14 protein-coding genes are annotated in these 17,857 nt (G+C 37.9%); 11 read left to right on the forward strand and 3 right to left on the reverse strand.

Annotation, left to right across the window (positions count from 1 at the left end; genetic code table 11):
• Window positions 1–435 precede the first annotated feature (435 nt).
• Complete coding sequence (locus MW695_RS15820; protein ID WP_247106314.1) at window positions 436–1,338, reverse strand: alpha/beta hydrolase; 903 nt, start codon at window positions 1,336–1,338, stop codon at window positions 436–438.
• 401 nt (window positions 1,339–1,739) lie between these two features.
• Between MW695_RS15820 and MW695_RS15825 the strand changes: the two genes are divergently transcribed.
• The 3 genes from MW695_RS15825 (at window position 1,740) to MW695_RS15835 (ending at window position 3,285) form a co-directional block, all read left to right on the forward strand.
• On the forward strand, window positions 1,740–2,285 hold the full coding sequence (locus MW695_RS15825) for a TetR/AcrR family transcriptional regulator (protein WP_247106315.1): 546 nt from the start codon (window positions 1,740–1,742) through the stop codon (window positions 2,283–2,285).
• Window positions 2,286–2,742: 457 nt separating this feature from the next.
• Window positions 2,743–2,979: a hypothetical protein gene (locus tag MW695_RS15830; RefSeq protein WP_247106316.1), complete on the forward strand. Its 237-nt coding sequence runs from the start codon at window positions 2,743–2,745 to the stop codon at window positions 2,977–2,979.
• 3 nt (window positions 2,980–2,982) lie between these two features.
• Window positions 2,983–3,285: a hypothetical protein gene (locus MW695_RS15835; RefSeq protein WP_247106317.1), complete on the forward strand. Its 303-nt coding sequence runs from the start codon at window positions 2,983–2,985 to the stop codon at window positions 3,283–3,285.
• A 380-nt stretch (window positions 3,286–3,665) separates the two neighbouring features.
• On the opposite strand, the gene MW695_RS15840 is transcribed toward MW695_RS15835, so the two are convergent.
• Window positions 3,666–3,866 carry a helix-turn-helix domain-containing protein gene (locus tag MW695_RS15840; RefSeq protein ID WP_247106319.1) on the reverse strand — a complete coding sequence of 67 codons (201 nt, stop codon included), beginning with the start codon at window positions 3,864–3,866 and terminating at the stop codon, window positions 3,666–3,668.
• 830 nt (window positions 3,867–4,696) lie between these two features.
• Between MW695_RS15840 and MW695_RS15845 the strand changes: the two genes are divergently transcribed.
• The 5 genes from MW695_RS15845 to MW695_RS15865 all read left to right on the forward strand — a co-directional run bounded on the left by MW695_RS15845 (window position 4,697) and on the right by MW695_RS15865 (window position 11,930).
• The gene (locus MW695_RS15845; RefSeq protein ID WP_247106320.1) at window positions 4,697–6,958 is read left to right on the forward strand and encodes an AraC family transcriptional regulator; all 2,262 of its coding nucleotides are present in this window, start codon (window positions 4,697–4,699) and stop codon (window positions 6,956–6,958) included.
• 243 nt (window positions 6,959–7,201) lie between these two features.
• Entirely contained in the window at window positions 7,202–8,173 is a 972-nt protein-coding gene (locus MW695_RS15850; RefSeq protein ID WP_252120787.1) for an ABC transporter permease subunit, read from the forward strand.
• Between the two features lie 45 nt (window positions 8,174–8,218).
• Window positions 8,219–9,118, forward strand: a complete 900-nt coding sequence (locus tag MW695_RS15855; RefSeq protein ID WP_247106322.1) for a carbohydrate ABC transporter permease — start codon at window positions 8,219–8,221, stop codon at window positions 9,116–9,118.
• 32 nt (window positions 9,119–9,150) lie between these two features.
• Window positions 9,151–10,779 (forward strand): extracellular solute-binding protein, encoded by a 1,629-nt coding sequence (locus MW695_RS15860; protein WP_247106323.1) that lies wholly within the window; start codon window positions 9,151–9,153, stop codon window positions 10,777–10,779.
• A gap of 59 nt (window positions 10,780–10,838) precedes the next feature.
• Window positions 10,839–11,930: a glycoside hydrolase family 88/105 protein gene (locus tag MW695_RS15865; protein ID WP_247106324.1), complete on the forward strand. Its 1,092-nt coding sequence runs from the start codon at window positions 10,839–10,841 to the stop codon at window positions 11,928–11,930.
• A 137-nt stretch (window positions 11,931–12,067) separates the two neighbouring features.
• Here MW695_RS15865 and MW695_RS15870 read toward each other — a convergent pair whose 3' ends face one another.
• On the reverse strand, window positions 12,068–12,970 hold the full coding sequence (locus MW695_RS15870) for a sensor domain-containing diguanylate cyclase (protein WP_247106325.1): 903 nt from the start codon (window positions 12,968–12,970) through the stop codon (window positions 12,068–12,070).
• Between the two features lie 255 nt (window positions 12,971–13,225).
• Between MW695_RS15870 and MW695_RS15875 the strand changes: the two genes are divergently transcribed.
• From MW695_RS15875 to MW695_RS15885, 3 genes are read left to right on the forward strand one after another with little or no spacing between them, the layout of a single operon-like run.
• Entirely contained in the window at window positions 13,226–16,729 is a 3,504-nt protein-coding gene (locus MW695_RS15875; RefSeq protein WP_247106326.1) for an AAA family ATPase, read from the forward strand.
• Window positions 16,726–17,163, forward strand: a complete 438-nt coding sequence (locus MW695_RS15880; RefSeq protein ID WP_247106327.1) for a hypothetical protein — start codon at window positions 16,726–16,728, stop codon at window positions 17,161–17,163. Before MW695_RS15875 ends, MW695_RS15880 begins: the two co-directional genes overlap by 4 nt.
• On the forward strand, window positions 17,164–17,853 hold the full coding sequence (locus tag MW695_RS15885) for a hypothetical protein (RefSeq protein ID WP_247106328.1): 690 nt from the start codon (window positions 17,164–17,166) through the stop codon (window positions 17,851–17,853).
• Window positions 17,854–17,857 lie beyond the last annotated feature (4 nt).

Raw genomic sequence — 17,857 nt, forward strand, 5'->3', positions numbered from 1 at the left:
CATTTAAAGATAAGTAATAGAAGTGAACGGTTGACGGTCAGTTTAGAGTCCCCTTTAGGGGGCAGTCAGTAAAGTGCCCTTATAGGGCGAAATTAAAACCGCCGGTTCTACCGGCGGATAGTTACTTGAACGCGCAGAAAAGCTGAAGAAAGCTCTTTTATTATTGTTCCGATCGGTCCATCTAATGGAATATGGATTATGAACAAATAACTATATAAAGGAAAGGAGCTCTTAGTAAAATCCCACTTTAGGTAGTTTTAGACCTGTGAATCGGCATCAGAAATGCGTTTTATAGATGCTCTTGTGAGAATCACCAACCTTTCATATAAAAACCTTGTAAATAAGGTACAGCCGTTTCCCTAAATAACCAGGGAAACGGCCGTACTCTTAATGATATCAAGCTTCTGTTTTTTTAAACATAATGCTTCTTATTTCTTAAAGATTCTTGCCAAAAAAATCAGTTAACTTAGGTACAGCTTGACCTACATATTCTGGAATATCATACATAGCAACATGCGTCGCACCCTCGACCCAGAACAATTCCTTCGGTCCATTCGACAATTCGTAGAATTGTTCGCTGTAAGCGTGTGTTTCAGCCTCGGTTGCTACAATTAATAACATCGGTTGAGTTAGGTAGGTACTGATTTGGCCTATTGCTGAGAATGCCATGAGTTTGTCAACGCTTGTAAATCGGAATCGATTTGGAGAATTAGGGTGCTGTGCTCTAGGAGTTCTATAGTAGTCATAAGCTTCACGCATAAGCACAGGTGTATTTTCATCAATTTCTTCGAGCGTATCAGGTGCATAAGTAAGGAAATGTACTTCTGCTCCATTTGCTTCTGCAGTACGCTGCTTCGCAACCGCCTCAAGTGTTTGAAATTGTGTTTCAATGTTGCCTTCTCCTCGGAACATAGCACCGATATCCACTGCACTCACGGTCGCTACTGCCTTGATGCGGCGTTCAGTTGGAGCTGCAGCTACGGCATAACCACCACCGGCACAAATACCAAGTGCTCCAATCTTTTCTTGATCAACATACGGAAGAGTCGTCAAATAGTCTACTGCGCAACGCACATCTTCCACTCGGGCATACGGGTCTTCTAACAAACGTGGTTTCCCCTCGCTATCTCCCTGACAAGACGCATCAAATGCTAATGCAACAAAGCCCTGTTTAGAAAGCTTTTCGGCATATACTCCCGCAGTCTGCTCTTTTACGCCTCCACCAGGGTGTACAACAACAATACCAGAATATTTTTTGCTCTCTTCAAACTCCTCTGGTAAGTAAAGATGCCCTGCTATATTTAAATTACCATTTTTAAATGTTACTGATTTTCCCATGCTATTTCTCCTTTTATAATAAATATAGTTCCTACCTCACAGCCTATCGGAAAAAATATTACTTTTTTGATCACCTATATTTTTATTTAGTAACTAATTTTTGTTCATCATAATGACAAACCTGTTTTTTTTAATCAATCTACACTGAAAGTACGATAGGTAAGCACTTTATTTTGAAATTTCTATCCCTTCTTTTGGTTGAGATTTACTGTTTTATTATTCTGTAGGTAGTTAAATAACACACAATAAATAATGCGTATTGATGTATTATTTATTGCGTGTGTATAATATAAAAGAAAAACAGGATGTTTTCAAACGTCAATTTCGATCAATTTACGCATTAATGCACGAATTAATTGAAATTGTGCATTAATTTTCAAGAAAGTTTGGTGATGATGACAATGACTAAAGTCGATAGAAGGATACTTAAATCTCGAGAAGCCATAAAAAATTCTTTTATGGAACTCATGTCAGAAAAAGTTTTTGAAAAAATTACGGTAAAGGATATTTGCGATGAAGCGAATGTGGGGAACAGAACGTTCTATCTTCATTACCTCGATAAATTTGATTTACTCGATAAACTTATTGAAGAACACTTAGCTGAGTTGAAAGTTATTTGCCAGCAAAAAAAAGACAAGGGTTTAGTAGAGGGGTCAATTATTTGGTTCGAATATTTCGAGAAAAATAAGTCATTCTTTTCACCTTTATTCTCAAGTAACGGGACAATCACATTTAGAAATCGTTTCTTACATTTTGTGATTGAGGAAATAAAAGAAAAAGTGGATTTAAAAAATGGAAAAAATAAAGAAATTAGTGAGGAAGTGTTTTTCCGGTTTTTAGGGATGGCAATTGTCGGGGTCATGGAATTGTATATGTTAGATGCAACACCTGAAAGTACTGATTCAATAGCTGAACAAGTCAGTATTTTACTTGAAAGGAATTTATAAAAGGATTTTTAAATTCAATTAGGGATTTGCATTAAGTGATTTCTTTAAAAATACCTGCTAGTATGAGTTATTCCTTCATTCAACAAACGGGAGGTATCGTATTATAAGGTCAATCAGAACTTTATTTTCTGGTTGGCCATTTTTAATGGTTTAATGAGGGTAGCCGGGGTAGGACGCTCGGGCGCGTGGGACTCGATCCCGTCCGCAATATTGTCCACCCCCTACTTGTAGAAACATGTTTGAGGCTGGTTGGGACATGGATCCCGTATAACAAGCGAAGCTGTGATACTACAAGATAGGTTAGGGGCACCGGCAGATGGGGGATTTCTTCAAAAGAGTTTTCGGTAGTGGATAGGTTACACTCAATGGACAGATATTTTAGGGTCATTTTTCTGTTGAAGTTTATTTATCCTTAAAGTTCGTTTATAATAAAAACAATAAGGACAAAAAGCAGGTGATGAATGTGAAACCAATAAAAATTGATCATAAAGACATTAAACAAGCCATTCAATCTGGTGAATTATATTTCCAAGTCGGTGAGCGAAAATATCTACTAATGGAGGTTGAAGATTTGAAGATCTCCGATTGTTACGAAGTAACAGACACCGAAGAAGAAAATCAACTACTTCAAGCCTTAGAAAATGATAACCCTTTATTGTCCGAAGAAGAAATCAATAAAATGTTAGGACAGTAGAGTATGGAAATTAAATGGAGAAGATCGGCAATTCAATCGTTATTGGATTTAGACCAATGGAGAGAGACAATTGAATTGCCACCTATTGCTGGGTATCTTAAAAGGATCATACAGGCATACTTTAAACGTCAGGATTTTTCAATCTATATTCCCGGTCGTCAGGTTCTTATCCGCAAAATGCCTGTTGATCTTAGAATGGTACTAGTATCTGTTGGGAAGTCAGATCCATATAAAGTATTTTATCGAATGACAAGGGATCATGTTGAAATATTTTTAATTCGGCATCCACATCAAAAACCATTATAAATAATCGTAACGATTATCAGTGGTCACATTTTGGTCACACATTACAGAAAATCAGGCGATATTCCCGGTTATCAGCAATAAATTAAAATACCCTGAAAGCCTTACACGATAAGCTTTCAGGGTATTTTCGGTAGACTGAGGAAATTCTCATGAGGCTCTTGACAGGGTGGAGGTCATTGGTTCGAGCCCCATACGGGTCATTGGGTGACAAACCCGCGAAATCCTTCTGGAACAAGGGTTTCTACGAAAACAGCACTTTTTTAAGTGGTGTTTTTTTATTGGATTTATTTTCTGACGGTTTGGAGAAGCGTAACCTTACAAAACCTTGTTGAATCATTTGTTTCCTACACCGATCAGATTGTTTGTAAATAAAAAGACTATCACGTTTGTGGGGGCTTCAATCTAGCTTTATTTTGATCATAAAATTCAGCAAGTTTCAATGCCGTATCTAAGGTAAGTCGTCCAATTTTAATTTTTCCTTTTCGTAACCTTGAAATGGTACTTTGCTGAATCCCTGTCTCCTTACTTATGATGTAGGATTTAATGTCAGAATTAATTAACATCCTTATTTTTCCTTTCATATTAAGACCTTCTTTTCTTTTTAAATTTATTAATGGTTTTCACTTTAAGGTTATCCTTAAAAGACTGTGTTACTTAGTATATCGATGGAAATGTTTATTGGATTAATATCTAAAGAGAGGTATTACATTTTTGTATCATTATAAATAAGTAAGGTGTAGTTGGATGATAGAAAGGAGTGAGAAAATAATGGATTTAGAAAAGTAACACTCTTATAGCATCCATCTCAAGTGGGCAAGGATACGTCGCAAGCCCTTCATTGTGTATCCTTCTTTTTTAATAGGTAAATTTTAATGTTTAATCGAAAATCCCTTTGGAAATCATGACTTTATAATCATAATAAAAATTTCTTAAAAAACACTTAAATCTTCTCAATATCACCAAAATTAATTTGGCTTATAATCATTTATCTTGAGATAATCGCCAATGTTTTAGTTGTTGCTACGAGAACATTACTTTTTGACTTGTTGTTTTTATGTGAAGAATGAGTGAATGGTTAAAGTCGTTCAACATAAGTAAAAGGATATATTGGTAATAAATTCAGTGATCTTAAATTTTTGATTAAATCATTTAAAATTGATCATTTATGGGACATTAGTATGAAAAATGACTAAAGTTTATCAAATATAACAAGAGTGATCAATATTTGTGATTTACTAAGGTATCTAGTTAATCTATGATTATTATTGTTGCATAGGCGGATATAAGAGTTAATGAAAAAGTAAAAACAACTGACTAAAAAAAGGATTTTAACTATATAAATAGAATTATGAAAATTAGAATAATTGCAGCAATTAAGTGTAAGCGCTTTAATGAGGGGAGGAGGGTTAATATGAATCGACTTCCACTAATGTTGCAATTGATCGTTATTTTATTTTGTATTATGGCTATTCCTATTGCTATTCTAACTTGGTACAGTGGTGAACAAATTGTTCAAAATTCAGAATACGCTATTGCGGAATCTTCTTTAGCTGAATTGAACGCAAATCGTATGCTCTCCAATAATGCGCTCAATCATATAGCTCAAAACACGGTAGCTCTTACGAGTACAAACATTTTTGATCGAATCCATTCTTATAAGAATTTCACAGAATTAAACTCAAATTTAAAACACGTTCTGGAAGCACGCGTGGTACTGGGCGAACTAATGCAATTGAAGCGTAGGGGAGATGGAGTATATTCTGTCTTCTTTTATTTAAGCGATTCAGACTATGTCGTATCTACTGATAAAGGAATTACCAATTTGGAAAAATACGAGCCTATCGACTGGATACAAGAAGCATTAGTTGAGCGAAGGGGAATTAGAGGTGTTTGGTATTCACGCGAGCTTGAATCGGGAGTGAATGTCATATCTTATGTATTACCACTCAACCAACTTTCAACCATTACGAATGGAACGATTGTTGTTAATGTAACGGAAGTTGAATTCGGGAATTATTTTCGTTCATCAGATGCTAGTAAACAGGAATATGCCATTATGGATTCAAATGGAACAATCATTTCTCATAGTGACAAGAGTATGTTGTTAGAAAAGGGCACAGATGACCCTTTTATCCGAGAAATATTTGAACATGACCTGTTGGAGGGTTACATGTTTCGCGAACTTGAAGGCGAGCGAATGTTGTACACATGGTCTCGAACTAAGAAATCCGATTGGATAAACGTGGGTGTGTATTCGGTTAACGAACTCATGATGACGACACATAGCTTGCAACGAAATATTATTTTGCTTACTGTTTTTATTATTTTAATAGGGGTTATTTTAACTGTATTTTTAGCGACATGGTTATCCAAACCAATAAGGGATTTAGTTCAAAGTTTGAGCTTACGAACTAATTTAGGGATAAATGGAAGGAATGAGCTAGCTTTTCTCGATGTGGCGTTCAATAAAATGCAGGAAAAGGAAGAAGACCTTCAACGGATGCTCAATATACGAGAACGTGATTCCCACAGTCTTGCTATTCATAATCTATTAAGAGGTGAAATTTCTTCTCATTCTATTGAAATGTTTGCAGCTCCCTGCTTCCTTCTTGTGGTTGTCTCGATAGATCAATATAGAGATTATGTGAACATACATAATCCAGAGACCCGTAGTTACCACTGTTACCATTTCACCTCAGAATGTAATCGCTTGTTTCCGGAAAGTGTGACGGCACGGTGCGTTTATCAAGGAGATGGTTGCTTTGTCATCGTATTAAACTATGAACAACTTGAAGATGACGAATTCGATTCTAACATTCATATGTCACTTCTCAACATTATGAATAAAGCGGAAGAACTCTTAAGTCATTCCGTAACGATTGGTGTCAGTAGTCCTACAAAGAAATTGGATTTGGTGTCTGCTCGCTTTGCGGAAGCGATGGAAGTTATAAAGCATCGCATGATCAAAGGAAGTGGTGGCATTACTTACTGGAGTAAGAAAAAAGAGCATAATAAAAAATACATATATCCTGTTAATAGCGAAAGGCGAATCCTCAATTTTATGGATAACGGTGACCTCGATAGTATTATCAGTGAATTAGGAGTTATTAGTAATGAGATACGCTCAGCTGACTATATTTCCTATGACAATATCTTATTTATTTACCATCAGTTAGTAGGTATTTGTATTAAACATCTAAGAGAGAACAATATTAGTACAACGAGAATTTTTGCTGGTAGAGATAACATTTATACATCTCTTACTTTGGTCGATACATTGGATGAGATTGAAAAGTGTCTGGTCCGTTTTTTTGAAGATATTATGCAGTATCTTACGAAGCCAGCAGTTCAGACTAATGATTATGGGGAGAGTATCTTAAGTTATTTAGATCATCATTATTGTGAAGAAATTGATTTTGAAGAAATGGCGGAGGATATCGGAATCAGTTACTCCTATATGAGAAGGATCGTCTATGAGATGACAGGACGAAGCTTAATTGAACACCTTAATATTCGCAGAATCGAGAAAGCAAAACAAATGCTAGTGGAATCCAATTTGACCATCGCACAGATTGCTTCTACAGTTGGATACAATAATGCACAAAGTTTTAACAGATTCTTTCGGAAATTTGAAGGGATGACCCCGAGCAACTATAAGCAAGTTAAGTCCTAATACTATGAGCTGTTTTTTTCGGTTTTTCACCGATAAAGACAGCTTTAATTTTTGATTATGCTTGTAAATAGTGATTACTTTTGATACACAAAATCACGAAAGTTCCAGTTAGTATCAATTATAAAAGGAAGAAATCAATATTCACGATTTACGATACCATTCATCCGGAATATGATTATGACAAACCTCACGAGTCACTAAAAGGCCAAGCGGAGGAACTTACGTACAGGGAGGTGAAAAAATTTGAAAGCAAAGCTCAATACAAATTTAAATCAAAAAAATGAAAACGCTTTAATTTGGGAGCATGAGAAGAAGGGTATTAGCTACTACCTTCGCCGTGATTGGCAGCTTTATTTTCTATTAACCATACCAATAATGTTTGCATTCGTATTTAAGTATTTACCCTTATCCGGTCTCTTAATTGCTTTTCAAGACTACAATATTTTACGAGGGTTTTGGGCCAGTGAATGGGTCGGGTTTGAAGTATTCAAAGATTTATTCGCCAGACCTGATTTCGGAAGAGCGGTACGCAATACGTTATTACTTAATATGTCCGATCTCATCCTTAGTTTTACGATTCCGATCATGCTCGCATTATTAATTAATGAAATTACTGGTACCGTGTTCAAACGTGTGAATCAAACGCTACTCTATCTGCCTCACTTTCTCTCGTGGGTGATCATTGGAGCTCTAGCCTATCAATTATTAGGATTAGGTAGTGGTATGATCAACAATCTGATTGAGCAGCTTGGAGGAAATCGTATTCCATTTCTTCAGAGTGATCTCCATTGGCTGTTTAGCTACCTTGCTATCGGTGTATGGCAAAGCATGGGGTGGGGAACGATCATTTATCTAGCTGCCATGAGTGGTGTCAATCCTGAGTTGTATGAAGCGGCAACCGTTGATGGCGCGGGGCGTTGGCGCAAAATGTGGCACGTCACGCTACCCTGTATCCGACCGACAATCGTCGTTCTATTGATTATGAGTTTAGGTCATGTGATGGGGGGATCATTTGAGAGAGTATTTGCATTACAAAATATGGCCACAACGGAGTTTACAACGACAATTCCGATTTTAGTATTCCGTTGGGGAATTGAAAATGGTGATTATAGCCGAGCAACTGCGCTTGGGTTGTTTCAAGCTGTCATCGGCCTTATCCTCGTAATCATTGCCGATCGAATTGCAAAGAAATTAGGTGAAGATGGATTGCTTTAGTGAGAAATTTTCTTGAGGCATTTTGAATTAGAAAGGAGGTAAAAAATGAAATCATCCGATAGGGGCACTTCCGTTAAGCGATTAGGGCGATTTGACATATGGGATATTATTATTCGTCTAATATTAATAGTTGCATCTTTGACGTGCCTGCTGCCATTTGTTCATGTTGTTGCTAAATCATTAAGTGATGATGCTTATGTAGTGGCAAACAGAGTGTTTCTTTGGCCTAGAGGAGTATCGTTTGATGCGTACTTTCAAATATTCTCTGATCAAAGCATCGTCCAATCACTTTATGTAACCATTCTTATTACCGTGTTGTTCACGGTTTTGGGTATGATCGTTACCATTTGCGCTGCTTATCCATTATCTCGTAAGCAATTGAAAGGGCGCACAATCATAACGATTATGTTTATGATTACTTTATATTTCACGGGCGGTATTATTCCTGATTATTTGCTTATTAACAATTTAGGAATGCTTGATACAATCTGGTCGCTCGTCCTGCCAGGCGCGTTCAGTGCTTTTAATCTACTCATTTTAAGAAGCTCGATTACGAGCTTAGTTCCAGTCAGCTTGGAGGAATCAGCACGTATAGATGGAGCAGGACATTTCCGAATTTTATGGAGTATTGTCCTTCCACTGACACAGCCAATCTTGGCAACGTTATCCCTGTTCTACGCGGTTGGTCGTTGGAATGCCTATCAGGACGCTTTGTTTTATATTAAGTATGAAACGACATTACGACCATTGCAGTTAAAATTGTATTATCTTGTTGTACAAGCAAGTGAGAGCTTTCAGCTTGAAATGACGTTTGTGCAAACGAGTAGTCCAGAAGTACTAAGAGCAGCTGTTGTTGTCTTTGCGACGTTACCGATTATTTGTGTGTATCCATTTATCCAAAAGTATTTTGTTAGAGGCGTGATGATAGGGTCAGTCAAGGAATAGTGTTGAATTTTAAAAGAAAATGGGGGATACCTATGAAAAAAATGAATTTCTTTATAATTGTAACCGCTTTATTTATGTTCGGAAGTCTTTTAGCTGCTTGTTCAAGTGATACTTCATCTAATGATCATGAAACACCAACTGCAAACGAAACGGATAACAACGATATGAGTGAAGATGGTGTGATGTTCCAAGAAACAGTAACCCTGGATATACCAGTTTATGATCGTGCTTTTGAAGGTTGGAATGTAACCGACAATTTCTATACACGTTGGATTCAAGAAGAGTTCGGTGAAACATATAACGTGGATGTGAATTTTGTCCCAATAGCACGAGCTAATGAAGTGACGGATTACCAACAATTGCTTGCTGCTGGTAATGCGCCAGATATTATTATTCATTATGATATGCCTCAAGCACTAGCTTATTATGGTGCTGGTGTAATGCAACCGTTGGATTTGGATGAGATTGCAGAGTATGCTCCAACATATTGGGAAAATGTAAGTGAAACGATTGAACAATACGGGGTTGTAGATGGAGAGAATATCTTCTTTTTTGCTGAACGACCAGATATCTCAAATTTTGTGACGGTTATTCGAAAGGATTGGGTAGAAGAGGTTGGGATGAAAGTAGAAGATTTAACGTCACTTGAGAAGGTTAATGAGATGGCTATGAAGTGGAAGGAAGCTGGCCTAGGTACATTAGGCGGTGGTTTGACAGCGAACATTTACAATTATAACTATGCTTTTCGTGATTGGCCAATTGATCCAGAATATCGAGCGCTTTATTCAGACCTTATGGTTGCAGACTTTACGACCGAAGACACTGAACGTTGGCTTCGTAACTTAAGTTATCAATATCATAATGGTCTAATTGACCAAGAGTTTTATTTACGCATGGATGGTAACCAAATTAAAACAGAGTTTGTCGCAGGTAGGACTGGAACGTATGGGGAATACATTTCTAGCAATACGGATCTTTTTGAAGCGACACTACAAAACAACCCAGAAGCTGAGTTTGCTGTTATTCCTCCACATGCACCAGAAGGTCGTGTGCCTCAAGGTCGTGCCGATTGGCCTTTTGGGTTAATTATGGGCATTAATGAAGCTGCCACAGATGAGGAACGAATTGCTGTTTGGCTGTATTTAGAATGGATGAGTCAACCAGATAACTTATTCTTCTTACAAAATGGTGTTGAAGGTGAGAATTATATTCTTGATGATGAAGGATTTCCTGTAGTGAATAATGACTTTAATGGTGAATCAGCACTTGCGATGAACAATAATAAGGATTATTGGGCATTGGTAACCGAGGCACCTTATTTTGGAACAGATGAGTTAACGCGTAAAGCGATGAAGAATTTCTGGTCTCCTCCAGGTCATGAGGAAATTGTAGACGATTTATTCAAATACCAAGATGAGACAAAAGAATATTCTACACCAGACGCCTTGTTCACAGTTGTCATTGAAAGTCAAAACGAATATCAATCAGACTTGAATGCATTATTTCAGGAGCTTTATTTGAAAGTTGTCCTTGGATCAGAAGACAAATTTGATGAGGAGTACGAAGCAGCTAAGCAACAATATCTCAATGCTGGCTACCAAGAGATACTTGACGAAAAACAGGCAGCAATTGATGCAGGTAATTACAATTATTCTGAATAAATTAGAAAAACGGTTAGAGCTCCTACTTTCGAAGTAAGGGGCTCTAAAAAGGAGGAAATATGAATCTAATGATAGAACATACTGTTGATGAGTTGAAACAAATTGTAGATCGTATCGTTAATTACACGTTCGATATGGATTTGACGTGGGAATGGCCGGGGGGAGTTGCTTTTTACGGAGTGAGCCGAGCTTACGAAGTGACAGGAGAAAGGGCATATTTGGAGCGGGCGAAAGAGTGGGTTGATGAGTATTTGAAAGTCGGACTTCCAGCTTGGACTGTTAATACGTGTGCAATGGGGCATATACTGCTTGCCCTTTATAAAGAAACAAAGGATCAGAAATATCTCGATATTATCTTAAGTAAGCTCGACTATTTGGAACATAAAGCGCTACGGTTTGGTGATCGTGTCCTCCAGCATACTGTGTCAACAAATAATGATTTTGATGAACAGTGCTGGGCTGATACGCTGTTTATGGCTGCTTACTTCCAGCTTCGCACCGGTGTGATGTTAGAGAAAAAAGCTTTAATTGATGATGCGCTACACCAGTTTAAATGGCATATTGAATATTTACAGGATGAAAAGTCGGCACTTTGGTACCACGGCTATAACCATATTAAACAGAATCATATGTCGGGGATCTTTTGGGCTCGTGCAAACGCTTGGGCTGCTTACACTATGTCAAGAGTGGGGAGAGTGTTGCCAGAAGCTTATTTGTATCCGCCATTTATGCACATTGTCTGCTCATTGCGTGACCAGCTTGCCGCAATCAAAAAGTTGCAAAGGGAAGATGGACTTTGGGGGACCGTTCTAGATTTCCCAGAGGCATATGGTGAGGTTTCGGCAACATCGGGTATTGCTGCTGCTATGATTATGCAACATAATCCTCTTCATGGAAAGTATGTTCAGAAGGCATTTTCTAGTATTTTAGATAATATTACTGATAACGGAAGAGTATTAAATGTTTCGGGTGGCACAGCTGTCATGAATGACATACAAGGATATCTTGATATAGATCGAAAGTGGGCCCAGGGCTGGGGACAAGGATTAGCGCTTACGTTTCTCTCATCAGTTATTGAACTTATCAAATGGAAAGAAGATAAGTTAGATGTTCGACATTTTGCAAAAGAAGGTGACATCAAGGTAAAGTGATGAATAGTACAAACATGAGCACTTGTTTCTCCTCGTTTTGAGGGCATTTCTTTCGCCGTAAGTTTGCTTTTATTTGAAATAACCATCAAAAAACAACAGTGATTCGAACCCGACATTCGAATCACTGTTTAAGTATATTACTCATATACATAATATCGATTCTTACCGTTTTTCTTCGCCACATACATCGCCTCATCTGCTTTCTTGAGAAGTGTTTGTAAGTCATTACCGTCCTCTGGAAATCGGACAATACCGATACTGACAGTAATGTTGTTTTCGTACTTAAAGTCACGCCAATTTGCTAATAATGCTAAAAGTTCATTCGTTCGATTTAGAATGGTGTCTTCATCAAGGAAGTTAGCAAGTATGATGGCAAACTCGTCTCCACCTAATCGAAAGCCCATATCGTCTGAAGTAAGCTGTTGTTTAATACGGCTACCAACTTCTGCTAATACGAGGTCGCCTACGTCATGACCATAGCTGTCATTGACTTCTTTAAACCCATCTAAATCCAATGATAGTAATGTCCCAGCTTTAAATGTTGAATCGAAATGGTCATATAAATAATTTCGATTATAGAGGTTTGTTAGTGTATCAAAGGTGCTTTTCTTTTCTAATTCAATCACATAAGAAAATAGATTAGAGCACTTTTCTAGTAATTTTAAATCAGCATCTGAAAAGTGGTCTTGTTGATTATCTAACGCACATAATGTTCCATACATTTCTCCATTACGATAGAAGATCGGAACACCGACATAGGATTGAATGTTCAGTTCAGATGTTAGTGGGAGTTGACAAGTGAATGGGTGTCGGTGGGCATCATTAATAAGCAGTGGTTCCTGGTTCCCTAAAAAGATTTGCTGGCAATAAGATTCACTTATGTTAATGGTGAATCCGTCTTCAATTTGGCTACCCATCCCTTTGTCTAAAATTTTTAAAATAGAGAATGTCTCGTCTGTCATCCTTGATAAAAAATACATTTTACCTTCAATGAGTGAATTGACAAGTTCTAGTAAATCGTTAGCCGTTTTTACATTCATAAAAATCCCCTCTATGTCTTTTCCATCTTTCTATATAAAGTAACACTGACCAAAAAACTTGTAAAGAGTAGGAAGAAGAGACAGATAGGAATAAGTTTAATAAGAGAAATGTTTATATCCTCTCTCTCTAGTATTCCTCATACTAATTAACTAGTTTTATGATAAAATAAAAGCATTGTCATTGTTGTTCAAAAATGGAATTTCACGAGTGTATCCTAATGTAAAAATAAATGAAAGATTGAGGAGGTTTGGAAGATGTGGAAGAAATGGTCTCGAATTATTATTCCAGAATTACAGCTATTAGATTTTAAACAGAGGGAGGAAAATAGTCGTCAAGTAGAAAATCAAAGTATTCGCTATTCGTCTCAGTCTATTGGGGGACAAGAAGTAGCCCAAAGACAAATGACACCAATTGAGAATTCGTCTTTGCATTCAACGGATGCTAAGCAAAAGAATAAACCTTCTCATACAAAAAGCCATCAGGGGGAACTGGATGAAGTCTTTAATCGGGTAGAGGAGTCCGTTTGTTCTAGAGTCTATGGTCAGGATGAATACATAGCTAATCTTGTTTTGTTTTTTAAGAAACAATATTTGTTAGGTGGTGGGCTCGAAGGGAAAGTACCGTCTCTTTCTGTTACAGGCCCAAAAGGAAGTGGGAAGGAGTTAGGGATAACAGAAGTTGTTCATACTCTTCATCAGCATAAGCTCGTTCGTTATAAACAGGTCATCACGTTAGATGTTAGTATTTATACGGACAAAGATGTTCATTCTAATTTTGTTCGCGATTTCTCCAGTGCTTTTTCATATGGGGGAACACCTATTATCTTAAGAGGCATTGAGCGAGCTAATGATCAGATCGTAACAAATTTAGAAAATCTAGTGAAAAACGGATATTTCCGTACAGAAGCAGGAGTTGTGATCGATTCAGCTGACCATATTTTGATCTTTATTACTGAGAAAAAAGCTGAAATACCTGAACGGATTCGTCATCACATTTCAGAGGAGCTTGATACGATTGCTTTGGAGCTTGAGCATTTAAAGAAAATGGCTGCTAATATGCTAGAGGGAGCTCGAGCACAAGTTATTCAATTAACGAATAAACAAATCACATGGCATTCAACAGTAGTTGACCTTTTAGCGCAAAGATCGTTAGAAGCGGAAATGAACGGAAGACTATTAAAGAAATGGATTTCGATTCAACTTATTGAGAGCCTTGTCGCGGTTCGAGCTCGTGGTGAATTAGGAGAGATGGAACAGCTCATCGTGGATAGTGATCAACTATATTTAGCTGGGCATCATCAATCTCTTTTCTCTCTTTCGTATGAAATAGGTCAATCGATTGATCAAGCGTTTGAGGAGCTTAATAGCTTAATTGGGTTAACGGAGGTTAAAGCGTTTGTGCATGAATTAACGAAAACCGTTGAACTGCAATTGAAAAGGAAAGAACAAGGTTTGTCTACTACTACACTTACTTTACATATGATCTTTTCTGGAAACCCTGGAACAGGTAAGACAACTGTGGCCAGATTAATCTCATATATTTTAAAAGGATTAGGCATTCTTTCAAAAGGACAGCTAGTAGAAGTGGCTCGGCAAGACCTCGTTGGAGAATACGTTGGTCAAACGGGACCAAAGACCATGTCGAAAATACAAGAAGCTTTAGGCGGGGTTCTGTTTATCGACGAAGCTTATGCACTATCTAGAAGCAAACATGATACGTATGGTCAGGAAGCGATCGATACTTTAGTAAAAGGTATGGAGGATTACCGTGAAGATTTAGTCGTTATATTAGCAGGATATACACAAGAGATGGAAGGCTTTCTAAAGACGAACCCAGGCTTGCGATCACGTTTTCCATTCCAAGTGGAGTTTGCTGATTATTCGCCAGATGAACTTTATACAATGCTTCAATTAATGACTCAGCAGAGAGAGTACCAGCTTCAAGTTGAAGAGAAGAAATTGTTCATTGATTTATTTGAACGTAAACAAATTCCGGGACGAAATGATAGTGGAAATGGTCGTCTAGTACGAAATGTCTTGGAAGAAGCCATCAGAAAACAAGCGGTACGTGTAAATGAGCAAGAGGATAGCAATTATCAATTATTAACAGCAGAAGATTTCGGTCTTATCCATACTGATACGTTTGATTTAGAGGAAGAGCTTGCATCTTATATAGGCTTAGAGTCTGTGAAAGATATTATACGTACGTTAGAAAAGCAATTATTAGCGAATAAAAGGAGAAAGGAAGCGGGCTTATCTATTCGAACAGAGCAAGTGTTAAATATGGTGTTCTCAGGTAACCCTGGAACAGGGAAGACGACGATTGCTCGTACTTTAGCTAAAATGATGAAGGAGCTAGGCGTATTAAAAAAGGGTCATCTTGTGGAGGTAGGAAGGAGTGAGCTTGTCTCAGGCTATGCTGGACAAACGGCAGATAAGACGAAGCAAGTTGTAGAGTCTGCTTTAGGCGGGATTTTATTCGTTGATGAGGCTTATGCATTAGTCGATGGTCAAGGCGGCTTTGGCAAAGAAGCGATTAATGAATTAGTTCGATTAATGGAAATTCATAAGGATAATGTCATTGTCATTTTAGCTGGATATGAAGAAGATATGGAGAAGTTGCTTGAAACGAACGCAGGATTGTTCTCGCGCTTTCCTCTTCATGTTCATTTTCCAGATTACACGGCGCATGAGCTTGTACAAATGCTCCACTTAACTACGAAGCAAAGAGGGTTCTTATTGTCACAAGAATTAGATCATACACTTGAGGAACTATTTAGAAATAAACAAGCAGCTAATCGTGAAGCTACAGGGAATGGACGTATGGTACGAAATGTCCTAGAGGCAGCGATTCGAAAGCAATCAGTTCGAGTTGCGGAATCTGATGTGGATGATAATGAAATGCTTATTGAATTGCTAGCGGAGGATTTTGACGTTCATCATGACGCAGAGAAAGTTGACCAAGCACAGGAACAGTTAAATGACATTATTGGTCTAAATAGTGTGAAGGAGTTTATGAATAACCTCTTCGCTCAAGTTTCAATGAATGAAAGACGGAAAGCGATGGGCTTACCTGAAATTAGTGGACAGAGTCTACACATGTCTTTCACTGGAAACCCCGGAACAGGAAAAACGACGATTGCTCGGGTTGTTGCGAAACGTTTGCATGAATTAGGTGTGATTCATACAGATCGAATTATCGAAACAGACCGAAGTGGACTTGTTGCAGGTTATGTCGGTCAAACAGCTTTAAAAACAAAGGAGATCATTGATAAGGCAAGGGGAGGCGTCTTGTTCATCGATGAAGCGTATAGTCTTGCAGGAGATCAATTTGGACAGGAAGCGATTGATACGATTGTGAAAGCGATGGAGGATTTAAAAGAAGACCTCGTTGTCATAGTCGCAGGTTATGAGAAAGAAATGAATGATTTCTGGAGTGCCAATTCAGGTCTGCGCTCTCGTTTTCCACATCATATCCCTTTTCCAAACTATACGAGTGAGGAGATGCTACAAATTTGTAAGGTGATGCTAACTCACAAAGGATATCAAATAGAAGAAGCAGCTAAGGTTGTTTTATTAGAGCAATGTGAGATTGAAGCTGCAAGCGTCCAAAGTGGAAATGGACGATTCGTTCGTAACTTAATTGAGGCATCTATTCGTAAGCATGCCGTTAGACTAAATGATTTTCATGATGCTACGATGGATGATCTTATTACAATAACGGCTGAGGATGTAGCAAAAAGGGAGGAGATCGCATGATGAGAATTGTAGGTAGAGTAGGATTTTATCCACTTTTTTTCTTTGCGGTTATTTGTTTAGTATTGGGTCCATTTATGGCAATAGATGATATACGAGCGACATTGCAATATGGAACACCTCATGGAGCGTACTATTTGTTTATGATCGGATTTTGTAGCTTTTTTCTTTATCTCTCGATTCGGATTGAAACGCTACAGTGGATTTACTATAAGTTACCGATTTTATGGCCGGTGCTACAAATGTGTTTATTTATGTTAATGGCTACGGGATTAGGAGCTACATTTTTACATCATTGGGCTGAACACAATTTCCCATCAAAAGGGGTAGCGATAACGCTGGCAATTGTTAGCTTTGTCGTTGTGAGAATTGTGATGTCCTGGTGGTTTGCGCGCCATCCGGCCTCCTCACCCTTCGTCAACAGGAGGTATGTATAAATGAATAAACGACCATATATGCACAATCCCAATAACACTAAACAATCCACGCAAGATCAGTTTCCTAATCAAGATGCTAGAAACAAGAATCTACCACCACTACAAAAATTGGGTAAAAGAAAGAAAGCACCGAAAGAAACAAAATTGATGCCATCAACGAAAAAAACAGAGCTGACAGCATCATCGAGAGAAACAGAGCTGACACCATCAGCGAAATTAATGAGAAGAAATTTAGGACTTGTGACGTTGACTTTAATGATTTTTGGAATGTTCTTCTCTTCTTCTTCTGTTTCACAGGAGAGAGCTGCTGATGAGGTAATGAATCGTACGTCCTCCATTATTGAGTCTGGTTTTGTGCTCGAGGATACGAGCGAGCTGGCACTCAATGAACAAGACTTTGCGATTGGAGATTTTGATGGAGGTACGGCACGTATGCTTATTTGGGATTTTACAGGAGATAGTGAAGACCAAATTCAAATTATAGTCGATGGTCAAATTATTAGAGAAAGTCATACTCTAACGTCTAATGTGGCAGCATATAGTGTTCCAGTGCCAAGCGTTGTTATCATACAAGGGATCGATCAGGCTAATTATGCTGTGAAGTTTCCTGAAAGAAAGTACACCATTTTCAACGCGGTGTCTCCTGGAGGAGCTAATGCATATACATTAACACCAAGTGTATTACCTTAAGTAG

This window comes from Halalkalibacter sp. APA_J-10(15) (genome assembly GCF_023017105.1).
GTDB lineage: Bacteria > Bacillota > Bacilli > Bacillales > Bacillaceae_D > Halalkalibacter.

Coding starts and splice junctions, on each gene's coding strand:
- MW695_RS15865 (WP_247106324.1), top strand. CDS start 10,839: ATGAATCTAATGATAGAACATACTGTTGATGAGTTGAAACAAATTGTA.
- MW695_RS15820 (WP_247106314.1), bottom strand. CDS start 1,338: ATGGGAAAATCAGTAACATTTAAAAATGGTAATTTAAATATAGCAGGG.
- MW695_RS15885 (WP_247106328.1), top strand. CDS start 17,164: ATGAATAAACGACCATATATGCACAATCCCAATAACACTAAACAATCC.
- MW695_RS15875 (WP_247106326.1), top strand. CDS start 13,226: ATGTGGAAGAAATGGTCTCGAATTATTATTCCAGAATTACAGCTATTA.
- MW695_RS15860 (WP_247106323.1), top strand. CDS start 9,151: ATGAAAAAAATGAATTTCTTTATAATTGTAACCGCTTTATTTATGTTC.
- MW695_RS15840 (WP_247106319.1), bottom strand. CDS start 3,866: ATGAAAGGAAAAATAAGGATGTTAATTAATTCTGACATTAAATCCTAC.
- MW695_RS15830 (WP_247106316.1), top strand. CDS start 2,743: ATGAATGTGAAACCAATAAAAATTGATCATAAAGACATTAAACAAGCC.
- MW695_RS15845 (WP_247106320.1), top strand. CDS start 4,697: ATGAATCGACTTCCACTAATGTTGCAATTGATCGTTATTTTATTTTGT.
- MW695_RS15825 (WP_247106315.1), top strand. CDS start 1,740: ATGACTAAAGTCGATAGAAGGATACTTAAATCTCGAGAAGCCATAAAA.
- MW695_RS15835 (WP_247106317.1), top strand. CDS start 2,983: ATGGAAATTAAATGGAGAAGATCGGCAATTCAATCGTTATTGGATTTA.
- MW695_RS15880 (WP_247106327.1), top strand. CDS start 16,726: ATGATGAGAATTGTAGGTAGAGTAGGATTTTATCCACTTTTTTTCTTT.
- MW695_RS15855 (WP_247106322.1), top strand. CDS start 8,219: ATGAAATCATCCGATAGGGGCACTTCCGTTAAGCGATTAGGGCGATTT.
- MW695_RS15870 (WP_247106325.1), bottom strand. CDS start 12,970: ATGAATGTAAAAACGGCTAACGATTTACTAGAACTTGTCAATTCACTC.